Origin of the sequence: Photobacterium lutimaris (genome assembly GCF_003025555.1) — a bacterium.
Lineage (GTDB): Bacteria > Pseudomonadota > Gammaproteobacteria > Enterobacterales > Vibrionaceae > Photobacterium > Photobacterium lutimaris.
Genome location: NZ_PYMH01000003.1, coordinates 14,771 through 34,431 on the forward strand (window position 1 = coordinate 14,771; position 19,661 = coordinate 34,431).

Consider the following 19,661-nt stretch of genomic DNA (forward strand, 5'->3'; position numbering starts at 1 on the left):
GGGAGAACAGTATGGGGAGTATCCACGGGAAACTATCACGGGTACGTAAGCCACGGGTACATATTACCTATGATGTAGAAACAGAAGGACTAAGTGTTAAAAAGGAGTTGGCATTTGTTGTTGGGGTGATGGGTGACTTTGCTGGGCAGAATTCAGAAGCAATAAAACCCATTAAAGAACGCCGCTTCATTCAGATAGATAGGGACAATTTCGACGACGTCTTAAATCGTATGAATCCCAAACTTAAGTTTGGGGTTGATAATAAGTTAGCTAAAGATAACTCCCTTATGGATGTTTCCCTTACATTTTCTTCGATGGCCGATTTTGAACCTGCGGCAGTTGTTCAGCAGGTTGATCCTTTACGTAAGCTAATGGAAACAAGAAATAAGCTTAGGGATTTAATGACCAAGGTTGACCGTTCGGAAGATTTGGAAAACTTGCTTGAGACGGTATTGAACAACACCGGTGATTTGCAGAAGTTATCTGATGAATTGAATGCTAGCAAGGAGGAACCTGCAGAATGAGTACCCAAACATCTGAGATGCTCGATGCAGCGGTTGATGAAAATAGTCGGTCATTGCTTGACCAGGCTATTTCTGCAACCAAGCAAACTGAAAGTTCGCGTGCCGAAGAATTACTCCGCACATTAACGGAAGAAGCGCTAAAAGGAACGGTTACTTGGAATAAAAACCTGACAGTGACTTTCCGGGAAGCCATTGCAGCCTTGGACGATGCAATATCCATTCAGCTTGCGGAAATAATGCATAACGAGCAGTTCCAAAAACTAGAAGGGAGCTGGCGTGGATTGAACTATCTCGTTATGAACTCGGAAACCAGTCAGACGCTGAAAATTCGCATGCTGAACATGAGCAAGAAAGAGCTGCACAAGGATTTAAGCAAAGCGGTTGAGTTTGACCAAAGCCAAGTGTTTAAAAAAGTCTACGAGGCTGAGTTCGGTACACCCGGGGGTGAGCCCTATGGTGCCTTGATTGGTGACTATGAATTTACCAATCATCCTGAAGATATTGAGACGCTGGGCTTAATGTCGAATGTTGCCGCGGCGGGTTTTTCTCCGTTTTTGTCTGCAGCCTCACCGGCTTTGTTTGGTTTTGATGAGTGGACTGAACTGTCAAAACCGCGAGATTTGGATAAAGTCTTTGAGTCATTGGAGTATACAAAGTGGCGTTCTTTCCGAGAAAGTGAAGACTCCCGTTTCGTTACCCTGACGATGCCAAGGGTGCTTGCCCGCCTTCCTTACGGTGAGGCGACAGCCCCGACTGAAGCATTTAGGTACGAGGAATTTAATGTCGACCCTGCTTCAGGACTAGCCATTAACGCGAATCATGATGATTATTGCTGGATGAATTCGTCCTATGTTCTGGGGACTAAACTCACTGATGCTTTCTCCAAGTATGGTTTCTGCACCGCGATTCGAGGGGCAGAGGGTGGCGGGCGAGTGGATAACTTGGCCTCGCATATATTCATCAGTGATGATGGGGATCCGGACCTTAAATGCCCAACGGAAATTGGCATTACCGATCGCCGAGAAGCTGAATTGGGTAGACTAGGCTTCCTGCCGCTCTGCCACTATAAGAACACTAACTATGCGGTATTTTTTGGTTCGCAAACTTGCCAGAAACCCCATATTTATACGAGCCCAGAAGCAACTGCCAATGCGGCGATTTCGGCACGGTTACCTTATATGATGGCGACTTCTCGTTTTGCCCATTATTTAAAAGTCATGGCGCGGGACAAGATTGGTAGTTACATGGAAGCTGATGACGTCGAGGCGTGGTTGAACCGCTGGATACTGTCTTATGTTAACGCTTCAGAAGGTGGAGGTCAGGAGATACGAGCCAAATATCCTTTGGCAGATGCCAAAGTTCAGGTCAAGGAAATTCCAGGACAGCCCGGTGCCTATAACGCCGTTGCTTGGTTGCGTCCTTGGCTGCAGATGGAAGAGCTAACGACCTCACTGAGGCTGGTAGCAAAAATTCCTGAAATTGGCGGCTAAGGCTGTGTATGAAAGCTGGCGCTGGAAGTTTGGCCCAGCTTTCTCATTGATTAAGGATAAGATCTGGTGCAGTCAACGCTTAACTTTATTGACTCCGAGCAGTTGGCGGCTAAGCAGGACAACATGCCACATGACTCTGTGTGGTATGCAGAGGCTGATGTTGTCGAGCAGTTTTTGTCGATGGAAGATGATTACTGGTCATTGCGGATTTGGTTGGAGAAAGACAGTGATGTTTGTTGGCCTTCAAAGACTGATAAGTCCATCAAGTTAATGCTACTACGCTCAATATCGGCGATTGATGACGCGATCAATAAACAGCTCAATGCCATCCTTCATCATGACCACTTTCAAAAGTTGGAGGCGAGTTGGCGTGGCCTCGAGTATTTGACCTCTCAGTTGGCTGAATTTGGAAATGAACAGAACTGCAAGATTAAGGTGCTGAACCTAAGTTGGAAAGAATTAAGTCGTGACATTAATCGTGCCATCGAGTTTGACCAAAGTGAGCTATTTAGGCTGGTGTATACCAATGAGTTTAATATGCCTGGCGGCGAACCCTTTGGTCTATTGATTGGAGACTATCAGTTCTGCCATAAGCCCGGCAGAGGAAATCCTTTCAGTGATATTGATACTCTGAAAGGGGTATGCCTGACTGCCGCGGCAGCGTTTGCTCCTTTTGTTCTAGCAGCCGAGCCTGCTCTGTTTGGTGTTAACCATTATTCTGAGTTGGCCTATGTGAGCGATATTGCCGCACAGTTTGCCCAGGATGAATATGTCGGCTGGCGTAGTTTACGGGCGATGGAAGATGCTCGGTTCTTAGGGGTGGTTATCCCTAATATGTTAATGCGGGCACCCTATGAGCCAGATGGCTCTCGCAAAGAAGCTTTCTATTTTGATGAGCAAATAACCGATCCACAGGTTGATCATTTATGGGGAAATGCAGCATACGGTTTTGCTGCAGTTGCACTTAAGGCTTTTACTGAATCGGGTTGGTTTGCTCAGATCCGAGGGCTCCAGCCTGGGCAATATAAACGTGGGCTGGTGTTTAATTTGGCTTCAACAGCGTATCAGGTATCCAAACGGGTTAGGTTGGGGAAACCATCATTGGATCTGCAAATTGGTGACCGGTTAGAAAAACAACTTTCTGATAGCGGTTTTATTCCGCTTTCACCTGTGCCTCATACACATGATTTGGCTTTTTTCAGTAATGCTTCGGTTAATCATCCCAAAGAGTATGGGTCACTAGGTGCTAATGTAAATGCAAAATTGTCGTCAATGTTGCAATACACATTATGTGCTTCTCGGTTTGCTCATTACATCAAGGTGATGGGACGTGACAAGGTGGGTACGTATGAAACAGCAGAGAGTATCGAGCGAGAGTTTCAGCAGTGGCTATTTAGTTATACGACAGCATCAGATGAAGCCTCTGACGAAGTGAGATCAAAGTATCCACTCAATGAGGCTCGCATAAAGGTAAAAGAGAAGTCCGGACAGCCCGGGCATTATTATTCAATTATCCACCTTAGACCTCATTTTCAATTAGATCAGATGGTATCGACAATACGTCTGATCACTGAGTTAAGTCCAAGGCAGGCTAACGTTGGGTGAACAAAATGAAGCAATTTAAATTAATGATTCAGCAAGGAAAGCTGTCAGAAGCTCTTGATTATTTAGCTGCACGGCTAAAACAAAAGCCGATGGATGTAGATCTCCGAAGTAGCTTTGTTGAACTGCTGTGTATCGATGGACAGCTAGAGCGTGCTGATAAGCAGCTAAATGTATTAATAAAACAAAGTCCAGAATGCTTGGTTGGTGCCACAAATCTTAGACAGTTGATTAGAGCCGCTCAAGCTCGGCTGGATTTTGAAAATGGGGCTGCCACGGCCACTTTGGTTAAGGAGCCTGAAGAATCATTTTCGGCGTTGCTGCGGTACCGAATGGCGAGATACGGAAAAGATACGGTGACACAGATAGAAAGCGCAATGAAACTGGAAGAGGCTCGTCAAGACTGTCCCGTCAATATCAATGGTGAGCAGCGGGACTTAGTGCGGGATCTAGATGACACGCTAGCGGGATATTTAGAAGTTTTTGGTACCAACGGTCAATACTATTTAGTCCCTTTCGAAGCCCTGATAAGCCTTGAACTCAAACCCATTACTTCGCTGATTGAGCAGGTATGGCGAAAAGTTGAGATCGAGATAGAAGGGGGATTAAGCGGCGAGGCATTTATACCCATGACTTATGCCGGCAGTGATTCTGATGGTCAAAAATTGGCAAGGGAAACAGATTGGTTAGCGGTTAATGGTTCTGAAGTGTATCAAGGCGTTGGCCAAAAAATGGTTCTCTTTGGCAATGAGGCCCTCACGCTATCACAGGTTCAGCATTTATCCGCAATATCGATGGCTGCAGCTTAAAGGGGCGGAACTAATGAAGACGAGTCAGCCATTGGTTCCTTCTTTACTTGACCGACTTATTGATGATGCGCCAGAAGATCTCAGCAATCATTCCCGATCGTATACTTGGCGGGATATGCGCCAGAGCGTCCGTCGGGATTTAGAGAATTTGTTGAATGCGAAGATGACGTGGGTTATCTGGCCCAAGTGTTATCCAGAATTGGATCGTTCATTACTGGCTTATGGGTTACCTGACTTTTCGGCAATGCCTTTGAGTAGTCAGGATGGCAGGCAAAGACTATGCCGCATTATCGAAGAGACAATACAGAAATTTGAACCAAGATTTGCTGATGTCGCAGTCACTGTTGTTGGAGAGTCTGAGCATGTCGATCGGATTTTACGTTTGCGCATCCATGCTTTATTTCATGCGACACCGGAAGCTGAGGAGGTGACATTTGATTCTGAAGTCGAGCCTGTCAGTTTAGGTATCCGTATAAGAGAGTCATAATATGAGCGATGAAATATTAAAGTATTATAACCGTGAACTGGCTTATATCCGTCATATGGGCGCGGAGTTTTCCAAACGCTATCCGAAAGTCGCCGGTAGGCTGAGACTTGGAGACGAGCAAGTAGAGGATCCTCATGTTTCACGATTGATAGAAAGCTTTGCATTATTGACTGCGCAAACCCGACGATCCTTGGACGATAGCTTCCCTGAATTAACAGAGGCACTTTTAGGGCAGCTATATCCTGATTATCATGCGCCAATCCCCTCGATGACCATCATTAAAATGACAACCCAGAACCTGTCGGATAACGGCTTTTTGCTGCCGAGAGGAAGTGCGGTAGAAAGTCGAGTAAACGGGTTTAAAACGTGTCGTTTTACGACTTGCTATGACACTCAGTTATGGCCTGTTGAAGTCAGCTCGGCGCTATTCGAAAATGCGCCCTACCAGGCCCCGAGAGCCAATTTTCAAAAGACGGCACAATCCGTGCTGAAGCTAACATTAAGCGGCGAGTTCGATAATATTGCATTGCGAGAACTTGGTATTCATCGGTTGCGTTTTTGTTTAAATGGCCAGCCTCAGTTGACATATAGGCTATACCAACTGCTATTTCGATCGGCGGTAGGTATCGCTATTTCTCCTCGCGATGGAACAGGGAGTTGCCACTACCTACAGTCACGCCATATCGGTGCTGTAGGGTTTGATGAGGCACAAGAAGCTGTCCCTTATCAGAAAAATATGTTCAGTGGTTACCGATTGCTGGTAGAGCATTTTTTGTTTCCAGAGAAGTTCTTATTTATCGATTTGCAAGACATTGAACCAAGCTGGCTCGGAAATAGTCATGAAGTTGATATCTTCATTTATTTTGATAATGGTGATGACTTCTTGCCCAAGCAATTGACAGCAGACAACATTCTTTTGGGTTGTACGCCAATTGTAAATTTGTTCCAGCAAGATCTTGAACCTATTGCTCTTAAGCCCGCCTATGACGAGTATGTTTTAGTGCCTCGCTATGACGATGCTGACATCTCAGAGGTGATCCGAGTACAGAGTGTTGAGGCTTTTGACCACCACAATAACAGTTTCCAATTGGCACCCTTTTATGGCGCAAAGCATGGCAGCCACCTGGTAGACAATGAAATGTATTGGACAGTTCGGCGCGAGCAAACTGATTGGGCTGGTGGGCACGATGAACCGGGATGTGATACCTATTTAGCTGTTGTTGACCCGGATGCCAAAGGGATCGAAGTGGAGGAGCATGAACAATGGTTGGTCACGGTGAAAGCGCTTTGTAGCAATCGTAACTTACCTGTTCGCTTGCCTTATGGAGGTGGGCAGCCTGCCATGTCTGTTGTGAAACGAACGGATGTTTTGAAAGAAGTTCGTTGCTTGCTGGCACCGACGGCCCCTATTCGTCCGCAGTTGCAGGCAAGTACCCGATGGCAATTTGTAAAGCACCTGACGTTGAACCATTTCTCTGGGGATGATGGTTTAGCAACGCTGAAAGACGTGCTTACGCTGTATGACTTCGAGCAAACACCGCAAACCAAGGTGTTGATTGAATCACTTATAAAGCTGACGGTAACACCAGCCAGTGCACGGGTAGTACAGAATGGCAGGGTTGGCTTTTGTCATGGTTCAGACATTGAACTTGAAATTACGGGTGATGAAATGCTTGATACAAGTTTATTTTTCTTCGGCTGTATTTTATCTCAATTTTTTTCCCAATATACAGCAATCAATAGTTTCACTCGGCTCAGCTTGAAACTAAGGGGACAGTCTCAGTTTTTGCACCATTGGCCGGCAATGGCTGGAGGTAAACCGCTGTTGTGAACATATCAAAGATCATTAAGCAGCTAGACAAGCGTGACTTTTATAAAACAGTTTTTGGGTTGCAATATTTTATTACTCGAACACCTCATTCAAGCGAAGTGGGTACAGATGCGCTGCCTGGAAATGAACGTATAAGGTTTAAGGCTGCCCAGCATCTTGGCTACCCCGGCTCTGACATCGAGTCAATTCGAGTTAATTCCGGGGCTGACAATATCAAGCGCTTGGAAATCGCGGTGAATTATATGGGGCTAACGGGGCCAAGCTCTGCGCTTCCATCGCATTACACTGAATTGGTGATGAAACGGTCAAGGTTAAAAGATCTCGCCATTCGCGAGTTTTTTGATTTGTTTAACCATCGATTGATCTCACTGGACTACCGAGCGTGGGAGAAATATCAGTTTGGTATTCAATATGGCCGAAGTGTTAGCGGGAAAGCATCTCCGATGGATCAGGTTCTCCGTGCTTTGACGGGAGCAAAAAACGATGTAGATGTTTTTTTTGGTGGCTTATTTGCCATGCAAAATAGGCATGTTAGCGGATTACGCCAAATCCTTGAGTTGCTCTGTGGTTGTGAGATCAATATTAAGGAGTTTTCCGGAAAATGGATGACACTAGCAAAGACAGAGCAAACCCGATTGGGCGCCGCTTCCCAGCCTGAAGGGCAGCATGCCCAGCTTGGGAAAAGCACGATAATTGGTAAAAAGGTGTGGGACTTGTCCTCCGCCATTGATATTGAACTTTGCGTGAGCGATAGCAACAAGGCGGCTGAGTTGATGAATGAAAGTGGGCTGCTTTCGGTTTTGAAGCAAGTTGCTGGCCATTATGTCCCGCTTTCTGTCACCGTGAAATGGCACTTGGCAACCACGTACCGCAATTTACCTGTGATTAACCTAACGCGTTCGTCTGCTCAGCTTGGTTTTGGTGGAGCGCTGATGATGCGACGTGATTTTATTGATGAAAAGATAATTATTCCGATCGGTTGAAGTGTATTAATACAAATAAAGGGAACATGGCATGTCAACAATGACGTTGAAGTCTTTAGTAGATAAATTAGCGCCTGACGGTAAAAGTACGTTAGAAGCAGCTGCTGCACTCTGTAATAGCCGCAGTCATTTTAGTGTGGAAATCTTGCACTGGCTATGCGTGTTGGCAGATGAGCCAGCAGGGGACCTATCATTGATCGCTGGTAGCTTCGACATTAATTTGTCAGAGATCAAAGCGGAATTGCATCAGGGATTGGAACAGTTAAATACAGGTAATAGTTCAACGCCTGGGCTCTCACCCAGTATTGTCACCTTGTTGCAATCGGCGTGGATGGCAGCAACCATTGAATTTAATGACTACAAAATCGATACCGTACATATTCTATATGCGTTATTAAAAGATGAGAGTATTGGCAGTGCTGTAGTACGAGATATTCGGCAGTTAGGTAAACTTGACGCTTCCCAATTGCTTGTGGCATGGCCCGCTCTTGCGCAACAAGCAGGACAGCAAGCATCTTCAGTCTCTGAGTCTGCAAGTGTTCCAGAAAATCGGGCACAGCAGGCACTAGCACAATTTACGATAGATTTAACACAGCAGGCTAGAGATGGTGATATTGACCCTATATTGGGCAGGGATAGTGAAATTCGCCAGATGATTGATATTCTTACCCGGCGGCGGCAGAACAACCCAATCCTTACCGGTGAAGCCGGGGTTGGAAAGACAGCGGTTGTCGAAGGTCTTGCACAGCGCATTGTGCAGGGAGATGTCCCAGATATCCTCAAAAATATATCAATACGGACTTTGGATCTGGCCCTGCTTCAAGCTGGTGCTGGGATGAAGGGCGAATTTGAAAACCGTCTTAAAAGCCTGATAAAAGAAGTCAAATCATCACCGATACCGATCATTCTTTTTATCGATGAAGCCCATACGATGATAGGCAGTGGCGGCCAGGCCGGTCAGAATGACGCGGCAAATCTACTAAAGCCTGCGCTGGCCCGTGGGGAGCTGCGTACGATTGCTGCGACGACTTGGGCTGAATATAAAAAGTATTTCGAAAAAGATGCAGCACTTACCCGCCGCTTCCAGGTGGTTAAAGTCGAGGAGCCGGATGAGGATACAGCGGTTGTCATGCTGCGCGGTTTGCTGCCTGTTATGGAGCGCCACCATAAAGTGACAATTACCGATAAGGCACTGCAGGCTGCAGTAAGGCTATCCCACCGTTATATCAACGGACGCCAGTTACCGGACAAAGCTGTCGGCTTACTGGATACAGCTTGTGCTCGCGTTGCAATGAGTCAGGTGAGTATTCCGGGTAGGGTCGAAGATTTGAGACGCCATCGCCAGCAAATTGAGGATGAGATGGCAGTGCTGACCAAGGAAGAGCTCACAGGGAGCGAACATGGTCAAAGGTTAGCAACGCTGACTGATCAACTTAAACTGGTAGAAGCAAAATTGGCTTCAATAGAGGCTGTATGGCGAGATGAGGTAAACCTTGTCGGAGAAGCTAAGGGGTTGGTCGAAAATCTTGCTGACGTTTTTGAAAATTCGGTTAAAAACGCAACAGAGGAAAGCGGAGAGGGGCGGCAACAGCTTAAGCTGATTAAGTCGCAATTGGCAGAAAATACCGAACCGATGGTCCATCTACAAGTCGATGAACAGTTGGTATCAGAAGTTATTTCTGACTGGACAGGAATACCGTTAGGGCGGATGCAAAACGATGAAATAGAAACAATTCTCACGCTGGGGCAACGATTGAAAGAGCGTGTGATAGGCCAAGATCACGCAATGGATCAAATAGCCAGAGTGGTACAGACTGCTAGAGCGCACTTGAGTGACGAGCGACGCCCTGATGGGGTGTTTATGCTTACTGGGCCTAGCGGTGTCGGAAAAACGGAATCCGCTTTAGCACTTGCTGAGCAAATCTATGGCAGTGAAGACAATATTACCGTGATTAATATGTCTGAATTTAAAGAAGAGCACAAAGTTTCGTTATTGCTAGGCTCCCCTCCTGGATATGTTGGTTTTGGGGAAGGCGGTGTGCTTACCGAGGCTGTAAGGCGAAAGCCATATAGTGTTGTTCTACTCGATGAAATGGAAAAAGCACATCCTGGTGTTCAGGATATTTTCTATCAGGTTTTTGATAAAGGAACGATCAAAGATGGTGAGGGGCGTGATATAGATTTTAAGAATACGGTCATCATTATGACCTCTAATGTTGGTTCTGAATCTACAATGGATTTGTTTGACGATATAGATACGGCTCCATCAATCGATGGGTTAAAAGAGGCTTTGAAAGACGATATGCTCGCCACCTTTAAGCCCGCGTTTCTTGGACGATTAAGTGTTATTCCGTTTGTTCCCCTCACGACTGACATTATTGAGAGAATTGTCTCTCTACAGCTTGATAGAATAGCTCTGAGAATAAAAGAACAATACAGCGCGGATTTATTTTTCTCTGAAGAGGTTATAACGTACCTGAGTAATAATGCCTATGATGATAATATAGGGGCAAGAGCAATACAAAATAACTTACAACATATCTTACTACCTTTATTGTCAACAACAATACTAGAAAAAGTCGCAATGCGTGAGAGCTTCGACTTGGTTTATATTGGTGTTTCTAATGGTATCTACCGAATAGTTTTTGATAGGGCATGTATAGCCTAATATAAAATGCGACGAGATTCATACTCCATACTTGACTGAATTAATACCGTGTTTAGTATGTGCGATAATTTACTATCACTTTAACTTTTATTCATCTGTTGAACATAAATATCATCAATGGTGAATTTGTTATAACTATTGCCAAAATAAAATTGGTATTTAGTAAAGCATCAATATTGTTGATGCTTTGTTTACTCATGCCCATTTAGGGATAATCCGTAATGCTATAGGAGATTAGCATGCAAGCAAATACCTACCTCAAATATGCAGATATTAAAGGTGAAGCAACAGCAGAACAGTATAAGGATCTCATTACCCTTTTATCTGTTGACTGGAGTGTCGGTCGTGAAATTACTTCATACACAGGTACCGCCCAAGATCGTGAAGCAAGCTCAACCCGTCTTTATGATATGACGATCACTAAGCTTCAGGATAAGGCTTCGCCAGACCTTTTCAAGGAAGCGACAATTGGTAAAGGCAAAAAAGCTGTATTCCATATCACTAAGCAAGGTGAAAAAGTAGAAGAAATCATGAAAATCGAACTCACTGATGCCATGATCTCAAACTACAGTGTATCAATCCAAGATGATCGTCCTGTCGAAACAATTATCATCTCATATACTGAAATGATGATGACAGTAACACCGACAGATGACCAAAATAATGTACAAGCTCCACTTGTTTATGGTTACAGTGGCGTCAAAGGGCAACAAATGTAATCAGCAAGGCCTGTTACGGGATAGGGAACTATCCCGTACTTTTGGGTATTAGCTATGGATAGATAAGCAATGAAGAAAGCAACACAAGATAATAATGTTTTACGGCTAGAGACGCCTTTAGGAAAGGATGCTTTACATATAACTAAAGCTGAGTTTCGTGAAGGACTTTCTATGCCTTTTTCTATTCAGGCGGACGTTTACTCGAACGGACAATTAGTTGATCCCAGCGCCATTATCGGTAAAGCTGTGACAATAACATTGCTTTATAATAACAACGGCAATATTTCAAAGCGCTATTTCAACGGTGTTGTTACAAGATTACGCTCAACCGGAAGTAGAATGCCAGCGAACAGTGAAGGGGAGTTATACCAAGATTACCTTCTCGAAATTAGTCCTTCATTATTATTTCTGGCTCATCGAGTAAACTGTAAAATTTATCAAAAGATAAGTGTTGATGAAATTATAAAGACGATCTTTAGTGAGCATAAAGTAAAAGTACAAAGTGAATTAACGAAAACATATCCCATATACGACTATAAAGTCCAATATCATGAAACTGATTTGGCATTCGTTAGTCGTATATTGGAACAAGAAGGTATTTTTTATTTTTTCAAACATGATAAAACTGACCACTATCTTGTTCTTGCTGACGATATTACCGCTTACACAGAGTGTCCAGAATCTCAGGTTGCCTTTACAACGGGCAGCCTCTCTGAGGCGCATATTCATACCTGGACGGGGGGCTTGGATTCTGCACCAGGAAGCAGTGTTAAGCAAGGTTATGACTTCGTCAAGCCTGTTGACAAGCCGCAAGGCCAACATGTAGACGCAGAGATACATCCACAACAATCAGCGACAGAGGTATTTGAGTACCTTGCCGGCTCTGAATTTATCAACAGGGCGCAAGAGCAGGCCAACATTACTCTTGATTCCTTGCAAAGGGATATCGAGCGTTGTAGCGGTGGGAGCAATTGTCGAAGTTTCAGTGCTGGGCAGTACTTTACTTTCAAATCTCATGAGGATAGCAGGCTAAAGGGGAAGAGCTTCTTAATCACGCAGCTTCTGTTAGAAGTCACCATCACTAGCCAATCTGGTGCGCAGAAAAGTAGTCATCAAACAATTCAAAATAAATTTACGTGTGTGCCCCAAGACACGCTCTATCGTCCTAAGCAGGTAACGCCAAAACCAAAGGTTCACGGTGTCCAGAGTGCTTGCGTGACAGGTGAAGAAGGCGACGAAATCCATATTGATAAGTATGGTCGAGTAAAAGCCCTATTTCACTGGGATCGTGAGGGCACAAAAGACAGCACCAGCTCGTGTTGGATCCGAGTTGCGCAAAATTGGGCGGGTAACCGCTGGGGGGCGTTTTTCTTTCCTCGGGTTGGGCAGGAAGTGTTAGTCGAGTTCTTAGACGGCGATCCTGACCAGCCAATTATTAGTGGCGCTTTGTATAACGGTGAGCAAATGCCTCCATACGATTTGCCAGGGGAGAAAACAAAAAGTGGAATAAAAACCCGCTCAACGAAAGAAGGAAGCGACGAAAACTTCAATGAAATACGCTTTGAAGACGATAAAGGCAATGAACTTATTTATATTCATGCTGAAAAAGATCATCAGTTGGTGATCGAGAATGATTACTTGTCACTGATTGAGAATAACAGCAGTGAAACCATTAAAAATGATAGCCAGTTATTAGTTGAAAATAATTACCAGCAAACAGTTAAGAATGACTATATCTTGAAGGTGGATAACAACCAGAGTGAGAAAATCGGTAAAGAGCTTGTGATTGATGCTGGTAGTAAAATTACCCTTAAAGCGGGGGGAGCGTCAATATCTCTTTCCAGTTCTGGTGCTATCGATATCAAGGGAACCAGCATTAAAGTAAACGGTAGTGCAATTGCCTTGAAGGCAGGTTCGATAGCACTTAATTAAATCGATTTGAACTATTTGTTTTTAATTATATTGGTTCTGAACTATACGGAGAGCTGACTGGATTGTTAAATCGGCAGCACAGTAAATATGGGCAAACCCGCAGCCACGATTAGTTGTTTTCATACCTGTCCAAAAAGGACAGGGAAGATCCCACATGTTGGTGGACCTGTAGCCGCAGGCTCAGGAAACGTTTTTATCGGCGGCATACCCGCCGCACGTAAAGGGGATATGGCCGTCTGCATTGGTCCCCCCGATAGCATTAAAGGTGGTTCGTCAACGGTAATGATAAACGGCAAACCAGCGGCTCGAATGGGTGATGCAACCAGCCATAATGGTAAAATTGTTGCTGGTAACCCAACGGTCACTATAGGGTGAGTGTGATGTCGTTGGAAGTTGATATCCATTATATACAAATAGGCGATTGCTCATCTTCTGCTATTGCTCTCGGCTTAAGTCAAGACAAGCGGTTGATGCCTAAGCTTATTAATCCAACCGGCAATATTGAATACCATGCTCTACCTATTATTGATTGTCATGGCTTACCTTATCAGCAAAGGTTGTTATCCATTCTGGAGCAAGTCTATCCAAAGCTCGGTGAGGATTGGTTGTCCGCTCCAGTTTGTATATTGATGCCTCATTACGGAGATATTGAACCATCATCTCATCATGCACTTTTTGCCTCTTATTGTGATTTTTTACCGTCATTGGTAAAGCATCCGAATTGCTATTTGTTTCCATATGGAAGAAGTGCGTTGCTATTGGCATGGCGGAAAATTGAAACACTCCTCAACAATGATCAATTTCCTGATGTATGGGTGCTTGCAATAGATAGTGATCCTCGGCTGAGTACATTTCTTGGCGAGGAAAGCCAGCGATTGGCGGAACCTTCAGCTGGTGGTGTCGCATCTGATAGTGTCATTCTTGCCCGTTTCCGAAAAAATGAATCTGGTTTGAAACGTCATTGGTTCTCTTATGAAGTACAAACGAATAGTGCATCAGGTGGCAGCGCCGTAGAGGCACTATTCAGGCGTTATCAGCAGGTGTGTAAACAGCCGGTTTTTCAGTTTTATGCGCCCTTTAATGGCACAGCGTGTTTAGCTGACGAGTGGGTAACCGCTTATCACCGGCTTGCTCCATGGGTCGGAACACAAACTCAAGTTGTGATGAGCGGCGTTTTGTCAGGGGAATTGGGGGCTTGTACCGGATTGTATAACCTCCTTCATCTATATGCCCGTTACCAGAGCGGGGAATTTTTATATAGCACCTTGCAATTAGAAATCTCTGAACAGTTGTTTCGGGGCGCGGCCATGTATACCTGGCATAACTAGCAGATAATTGTGGAATATCATGGATGATTTGAACCATTTGCAGCTAAAGGCCAATGATGGAAAGGCCTATAAATTTGCGACGGCAAAAATATCTAACACCAAAGATACAGAGATAAATTTCAAGACGCAGCAGTTAGCTACCCTGCATCTTCAAAAGTTTGCCTATCTTCAACCGAAGCGAGGAGCTGACTTGTTGGCTGTGCTTGGGATGTTAGATTTTCCAGCCGAAATAAGGGCCCGCTCAATAGGGCCAACGGCTTTATCTTCAGCGTATCGATCTTTAGCTAAAGCGATATTTGAGGGTACGTTATGTGTGTATGAAGTACCTGCGGTCGAACCGGTGCTCGTACATCAGCCAACGATTTTTGAGAAAATAAGCAATGTTTCAAAGAAAATTGGGACAAAGGGTGGAAAAGATGAGCACCTTCCCACTGGGAAAAGTAGCATAAAAAATACGCCTAAAACGGTGTCTCCTGACGAGATGGCGTTTTGCGGTGATCCGGTCTCTATGTCCACAGGCGAAGAAATTCTTAGCCTTACTGATATCTCCCTTGCGGGTAATGTTTCTTTTACGTGGCAGCGGCAATATCGTTCAAGTTTATGCAATCAGAATATTGGCTTGGGTTACGGGTGGAGGAGTAACTTTCATTTCGAACTCACTAAGGAGTTGTTAGAGGACGGAAATCAGTGGCGGTTTATCGATCAGCAAGGAGATACCCTACAGTTTGACGATATTGGTGTCGGTGCTGTGAGTTACCAATTGTCCGCGGGGGCTTCTCTAAGTCACGACTCTCGTGGATATTACCTGCTGACATTGAATGACGGCCGCCAGATTCGCTTTGTTTACCAGCATCAACGCTGGGTCGCTGACCGGATACGGGCTTCAGAACTGGAAATATACCATTTAACCTACTCTGAAGCGGGAAGGTTGATTCGGATTTCAGCCCGTGGAAATAGGCAGCTTGAATGTCGTTATGATGCCGGCGGAAATTTAATAGAGGTACTGGGTAAGGGAGCTGCTGCTCAAGCGTCTTTGAGTTTATCCAGCTATGAATATGATGTCACTGGCGACTTAACTCGAGCAACTAATCGTCAGCAGCATATAGAACACTATTGGTATGATGGCCACCTATTGCGGCAGCGTCAGCGAGCATCTGGGTTTAGCCATTACTTTGAATGGTCGGGGTCGGGGCCACAAGCGAGGTGCTTAGCTCAATGGGGAGATGGCGGGCACTATTGTTACCGCTTTGAATATGATGAGATAAATTACACTTCGGTCAGTACTGACAGCTTAGGAAATACATGGCGGTATGAGCATAATGCGCAAGGCTTGCTAACCCGTAAAGTGTCACCGAAAGGAAATATTTGGCGCTTCAGCTACGATAGTCTGTCAAGAAAAGTAGCTGAAATAATGCCTGACGGTGCGGTGACGCACTACCGTTATAATGAAAATGGGCAGTTATCCGAGTTGGAAACGGCCGATAAGAGTGTGACGACTTTCCGTTATAATCGACTGGGCCAAATTATTCAGACCACGGATGGTGAAAGCCGGGTATGGCGCAGCAATTACAATAGTTTTGGACGCTTGCTTAGCCAAATAGGCCCCGATGGTGCGAAAAGGGAGTATGAGTATGACCGTCATGGGATGTTGGTAAGAATAAAAGATGCCAACGATCGCCACCAGTGCTTTTGGTGGAATGATCAAGGGCGTCTTACTGCTTTTCAAGATGGAGAGGCGGTTACCCGTTATAGCTATGATGGGCTTGGCGAGATAAACGGCACCATTAATGCCGACGGATGGGTTACGCAATATAGTCGTAATAGCCAGGGGGCGGTTTCAGGTATTGTGCAGTACCATGAGACGCAACCCAACGAAAGCAAAGTCCAGCAAATAGAATACGATAATGCCGGAAGGGTAGTGTCTGTTACCGATACGCTGGGACGTAATACCAATGTGCATTACGAGGGATTGTCACAGCCCGTACGTTTAGATCGTCCTGATGGTAGTTGGTTGGTATTCCAGTATGACCAAGAGCGAAACCTGACGTCGATAGAGCGAAGTGACGGAAATACATATCAGTTAGAATATGATGGTGAAGAGAGGGTTAGTAAGACCGTTGGCTTTGACGGCCGTACCCAGCAGTACCACTATGATGGGCAAGGCCAGCTTGTTCGTTTGTCAGAACAAGGGGGGCGATACGTCAGACTGAGGCGTGATCTTTGTGGCCGGGTAATAGAGCAGCAAAGTGGGAATAAAAGCACGTCACCCCAAACCAACCACTTTTGTTATGACAAACTTGGCCGGATTCGCTATGCCAATAATGCGGAACGAAAAGTTACCGTTAGCTACCACGCAAACGGTCAGCCATTGGAGGTATGGCAGGATAACTGGCAATTACAGCACCAATATAATGCTGTGGGCCAGCGGGTAGGGACACGCCTACCGGATGGTCAACAAATACGATACCGATATAACGAACATGGCTTGTTATCAGCGATTGATTGGAATCGGCAGCCGCTTATCGAATGCCAGTTTGACAGTAGCGGTAGGGAAACGAGTCGGCAACAAAGCAACAGTATTATACATCATCAACAGTTTGATATGCAGGGGCGCCTATCCGAGCAGAGTTGGCAACAAGCCCAGCAGCGGCATCAGCGTTATTATCAATACAACGAGGGTAACCAACTCGTTGGCATAGATGACAGCGAGCAGGGACTCAGTGAGTTTCATTTTGACCCTTTAGACCAACTCAGAGCTTTCCTACAACCCAAGCAGCAAGAAACATACTCATTAGATGGCTTTGGTAACACTGAAGGTGAAGAAAGTAATGTTCAAGGGGATCGTTTACTGAGCCAAAAGGGTATTCAATATACTTACGATGCCTTCGGTAATCAGACCCGCTTACAAAGTCCTACTGATTATCAGCAGCGACAGTATAGTGGCCTCAACCAGTTAACCAGCGTTAAGTCCAGCGGAAGGTTAACCCAGTATCAGTATGATGCGCTTGGGCGCAGGAGTGCCAAGATAACTGAACGAGGGCGTACTGACTATTTATGGGATGGTGAACAGCTTATTGGTGAATACAGCAGCGGGGAGTTCACCTGGTATATTTATGCCCCCGGTACTTTCAAACCTATCGCGTTGTCTAAACAAGGGCAGATCTATCATTACCACCTAGACCATCTTGGCACGCCGCTCAAGTTGACAGATAGCCGCGGTACAGTCGCTTGGCTAGCAAGTTACCAAGTTAACGGCAGGGCTGAGATCGAAATAGAATCCGTTGTTAACCCACTGCGTTTTCAGGGCCAGTACTACGATGAAGAGTCGGGCCTGCACTACAACCGTTTTCGCTATTATGACCCCCAGACAGGCCGGTTTATCCACCAAGACCCGATAGGGTTGCTCGGTGGTATCAACCATTATCAGTACGCCCCCAACCCACTGCAATGGATAGACCCGCTGGGGTTGAGCTGTAAGGAGGAAAAATCTGTATTAAATGAGAGCTCATTTCCAGTAACGCCGTTAGGCTCTATAGAGTCAATTCAAGGCTGGGCATCAAAAGGTTTTCTGAAGACCATGATAAGTGATGCTACTTTTGGCATCGTGTATGGTGACACTAGTGGTTTACCTTTCCTTCGTGTAGATCCAATCGATCGATCTGATATGGAAGCATATGAGGCGGTCTCAGGACTTGAGCGGTATGCAAGCATATTTACTCCGGCAGGTGCTGCTAACTTCACAAAAAATGCAGTTTCAGAGGGAATTTGGTTAGCTAAAAACAATAAAACAGCAATAACTGAATTTTCAAGTAAATTAAAGGGTAAACTGATAACTCTTAGTGATGTGGAGGTCTTAGATATAAATTATACTCGCCGAAGTCGAGAGTCTTTAGATGAGATAAGGAAAAAATTTAACTCTTCTGATAGAAAAAACTTCTTAAAGTCAATTGGAAGAGATCCCGATAAAATTAAGTTAATGATGGAAGCTGGATTGAATGCAAATCAGATAGAAAAAATTGCTCAAGGGGGCGTACCTAAAGGGTACAATGTCCATCATAAGGTACCAATTGATGATGGTGGAACAAATAAATTCGATAATTTAATCTTGATAATAAACAATCCAGAGCATTACGCAATAACAAATGCACAGAGAGCATTGACAGGACATATTTCATATGAAGAAACTGTGAAAATAGAGTTTCCTGTACCTAAAAGTTTTATATATCCCGTAAACAAGCAATAATGAGAGGATGAAATGATCAATGATTTAATTGGTAAAATTAGAGTGACCGCTAATCGATGGGGAGAGGTATTAGAACCTGAGGCAAGTAAAGTGGAGTTACAAGGCTTTACTGAAAAATTTAAAACAAAGTTTGGATTAGAGGTTCCTATACAATATGAAATATTTTTGAAATTAGTTAATGGTCTCGAGTTCAATGGTTTGATAATATATGGTACGAAAAACTCAGATAATGATCCTGATGCATCCATGTTAGACATATTTGAAATGAATAAAATTTTTAATGATTCATTAATGTTTAATAGGTTAAATGTAATTGCCATCGGTGAGGATAGTAGTGGTTTGATAACTTATGATAAAGATACAAAAAAATTTCAATATAGAGATCGAATTGGGTTAGATAGGGTTGAGCAATTTTCATCTTTTGATGAAATGTTGAGCGTTGAAATTGAAAAGGTTATCTGATGCTATGATTATAGCATTTTATTCCCAGTATTGAATTGTGCTGTTTGTGTAGGGAAAACAAGTTAACTCACGATTCTAGAATTAATGGTTGGTTTCTTCTGAAGGGGGTTATATTGAAGGAAACACCGCTTAAGCGACGACAAGAGATGTCCCCATCAGCCTCCAGGTGGGACTATTTACAGTAAATACAGTAGTGAAATGTTATTCAAGGCTATCGCGGCTGGTGGTGAAGAGTGGTTTACTGACAATATCCAAGAGGATATACAGTACCGTACCTGGCTCGCAAACGGTGGTGACGGAAGCTGCGGAATGGCTTAGCAAGGGGAAACCTGATAGGAGCCCTTATGTTAAGGATTCTAAAATCCTCCCATTTTTGAGGGACAAAATCCTCAAAGAACAGTCTTATGAATTAGAGAGATTAAATGCAGTAATTAAAGATCCAGAGGTTCCTTTTAATAGTTTAGAAGTTCGTACAAACGAACTATTGGCTATTCCATACTTTCAATCTTTAATTGATAAATATGATATTCTTGGTCACGTTAAATTTGTTGAAACTTCAATTAAACAGTCAGGTGGAGGTTAG

15 protein-coding genes are annotated in these 19,661 nt (G+C 44.4%); all 15 read left to right on the top strand.

Annotated elements, in window-relative coordinates; genetic code table 11:
• The first annotated feature begins 11 nt into the window (after positions 1–11).
• The 15 genes from tssB (at position 12) to C9I99_RS09140 (ending at position 19,661) form a co-directional block, all read left to right on the top strand.
• The gene (tssB, locus tag C9I99_RS09070; RefSeq protein WP_107348561.1) at positions 12–524 is read left to right on the top strand and encodes a type VI secretion system contractile sheath small subunit; all 513 of its coding nucleotides are present in this window, start codon (positions 12–14) and stop codon (positions 522–524) included.
• Entirely contained in the window at positions 521–2,014 is a 1,494-nt protein-coding gene (tssC, locus tag C9I99_RS09075; RefSeq protein ID WP_107348562.1) for a type VI secretion system contractile sheath large subunit, read from the top strand. Before tssB ends, tssC (C9I99_RS09075) begins: the two co-directional genes overlap by 4 nt.
• Before the next feature lie 66 nt (positions 2,015–2,080).
• A complete protein-coding gene (gene tssC / locus C9I99_RS09080) occupies positions 2,081–3,619 on the top strand; it encodes a type VI secretion system contractile sheath large subunit (protein WP_243734468.1) in 1,539 nt (512 codons plus the stop codon).
• 5 nt (positions 3,620–3,624) lie between these two features.
• Entirely contained in the window at positions 3,625–4,425 is an 801-nt protein-coding gene (locus tag C9I99_RS09085; protein ID WP_107348563.1) for a type VI secretion system accessory protein TagJ, read from the top strand.
• A 13-nt stretch (positions 4,426–4,438) separates the two neighbouring features.
• The gene (tssE, locus tag C9I99_RS09090; RefSeq protein ID WP_107348564.1) at positions 4,439–4,912 is read left to right on the top strand and encodes a type VI secretion system baseplate subunit TssE; all 474 of its coding nucleotides are present in this window, start codon (positions 4,439–4,441) and stop codon (positions 4,910–4,912) included.
• A 1-nt stretch (position 4,913) separates the two neighbouring features.
• Positions 4,914–6,743, top strand: coding sequence for a type VI secretion system baseplate subunit TssF (tssF, locus tag C9I99_RS09095; RefSeq protein WP_107348565.1), 1,830 nt, complete (start codon positions 4,914–4,916; stop codon positions 6,741–6,743).
• Positions 6,740–7,726, top strand: coding sequence for a type VI secretion system baseplate subunit TssG (tssG, locus tag C9I99_RS09100; protein WP_107348566.1), 987 nt, complete (start codon positions 6,740–6,742; stop codon positions 7,724–7,726). The genes tssF and tssG overlap by 4 nt, the downstream gene beginning before the upstream one ends.
• Before the next feature lie 31 nt (positions 7,727–7,757).
• Positions 7,758–10,394 (top strand): type VI secretion system ATPase TssH, encoded by a 2,637-nt coding sequence (gene tssH / locus C9I99_RS09105; RefSeq protein ID WP_107348567.1) that lies wholly within the window; start codon positions 7,758–7,760, stop codon positions 10,392–10,394.
• Between the two features lie 239 nt (positions 10,395–10,633).
• Positions 10,634–11,113 (top strand): Hcp family type VI secretion system effector, encoded by a 480-nt coding sequence (locus C9I99_RS09110; RefSeq protein WP_107348568.1) that lies wholly within the window; start codon positions 10,634–10,636, stop codon positions 11,111–11,113.
• A 69-nt stretch (positions 11,114–11,182) separates the two neighbouring features.
• Positions 11,183–13,045, top strand: a complete 1,863-nt coding sequence (tssI, locus tag C9I99_RS09115; protein WP_107348569.1) for a type VI secretion system tip protein TssI/VgrG — start codon at positions 11,183–11,185, stop codon at positions 13,043–13,045.
• A gap of 87 nt (positions 13,046–13,132) precedes the next feature.
• Entirely contained in the window at positions 13,133–13,420 is a 288-nt protein-coding gene (locus C9I99_RS09120; RefSeq protein ID WP_107348570.1) for a PAAR domain-containing protein, read from the top strand.
• Between the two features lie 5 nt (positions 13,421–13,425).
• Positions 13,426–14,373, top strand: coding sequence for a hypothetical protein (locus C9I99_RS09125; protein ID WP_107348571.1), 948 nt, complete (start codon positions 13,426–13,428; stop codon positions 14,371–14,373).
• Positions 14,374–14,392: 19 nt separating this feature from the next.
• Positions 14,393–18,616: an RHS repeat-associated core domain-containing protein gene (locus C9I99_RS09130; RefSeq protein ID WP_107348572.1), complete on the top strand. Its 4,224-nt coding sequence runs from the start codon at positions 14,393–14,395 to the stop codon at positions 18,614–18,616.
• A gap of 12 nt (positions 18,617–18,628) precedes the next feature.
• A complete protein-coding gene (locus C9I99_RS27330) occupies positions 18,629–19,078 on the top strand; it encodes a YrhA family protein (protein WP_208113392.1) in 450 nt (149 codons plus the stop codon).
• A gap of 292 nt (positions 19,079–19,370) precedes the next feature.
• Positions 19,371–19,661: a hypothetical protein gene (locus tag C9I99_RS09140; RefSeq protein WP_133638228.1), complete on the top strand. Its 291-nt coding sequence runs from the start codon at positions 19,371–19,373 to the stop codon at positions 19,659–19,661.

Excerpts from the sequence above, each read along its gene's own strand:
- tssI (WP_107348569.1), top strand. The coding sequence starts at position 11,183 with ATGAAGAAAGCAACACAAGATAATAATGTTTTACGGCTAGAGACGCCT.
- C9I99_RS09120 (WP_107348570.1), top strand. The coding sequence starts at position 13,133 with ATGGGCAAACCCGCAGCCACGATTAGTTGTTTTCATACCTGTCCAAAA.
- tssB (WP_107348561.1), top strand. The coding sequence starts at position 12 with ATGGGGAGTATCCACGGGAAACTATCACGGGTACGTAAGCCACGGGTA.
- C9I99_RS27330 (WP_208113392.1), top strand. The coding sequence starts at position 18,629 with ATGATCAATGATTTAATTGGTAAAATTAGAGTGACCGCTAATCGATGG.
- C9I99_RS09085 (WP_107348563.1), top strand. The coding sequence starts at position 3,625 with ATGAAGCAATTTAAATTAATGATTCAGCAAGGAAAGCTGTCAGAAGCT.
- tssE (WP_107348564.1), top strand. The coding sequence starts at position 4,439 with ATGAAGACGAGTCAGCCATTGGTTCCTTCTTTACTTGACCGACTTATT.
- tssC (WP_107348562.1), top strand. The coding sequence starts at position 521 with ATGAGTACCCAAACATCTGAGATGCTCGATGCAGCGGTTGATGAAAAT.
- tssF (WP_107348565.1), top strand. The coding sequence starts at position 4,914 with ATGAGCGATGAAATATTAAAGTATTATAACCGTGAACTGGCTTATATC.
- tssH (WP_107348567.1), top strand. The coding sequence starts at position 7,758 with ATGTCAACAATGACGTTGAAGTCTTTAGTAGATAAATTAGCGCCTGAC.
- C9I99_RS09130 (WP_107348572.1), top strand. The coding sequence starts at position 14,393 with ATGGATGATTTGAACCATTTGCAGCTAAAGGCCAATGATGGAAAGGCC.
- C9I99_RS09110 (WP_107348568.1), top strand. The coding sequence starts at position 10,634 with ATGCAAGCAAATACCTACCTCAAATATGCAGATATTAAAGGTGAAGCA.
- C9I99_RS09125 (WP_107348571.1), top strand. The coding sequence starts at position 13,426 with ATGTCGTTGGAAGTTGATATCCATTATATACAAATAGGCGATTGCTCA.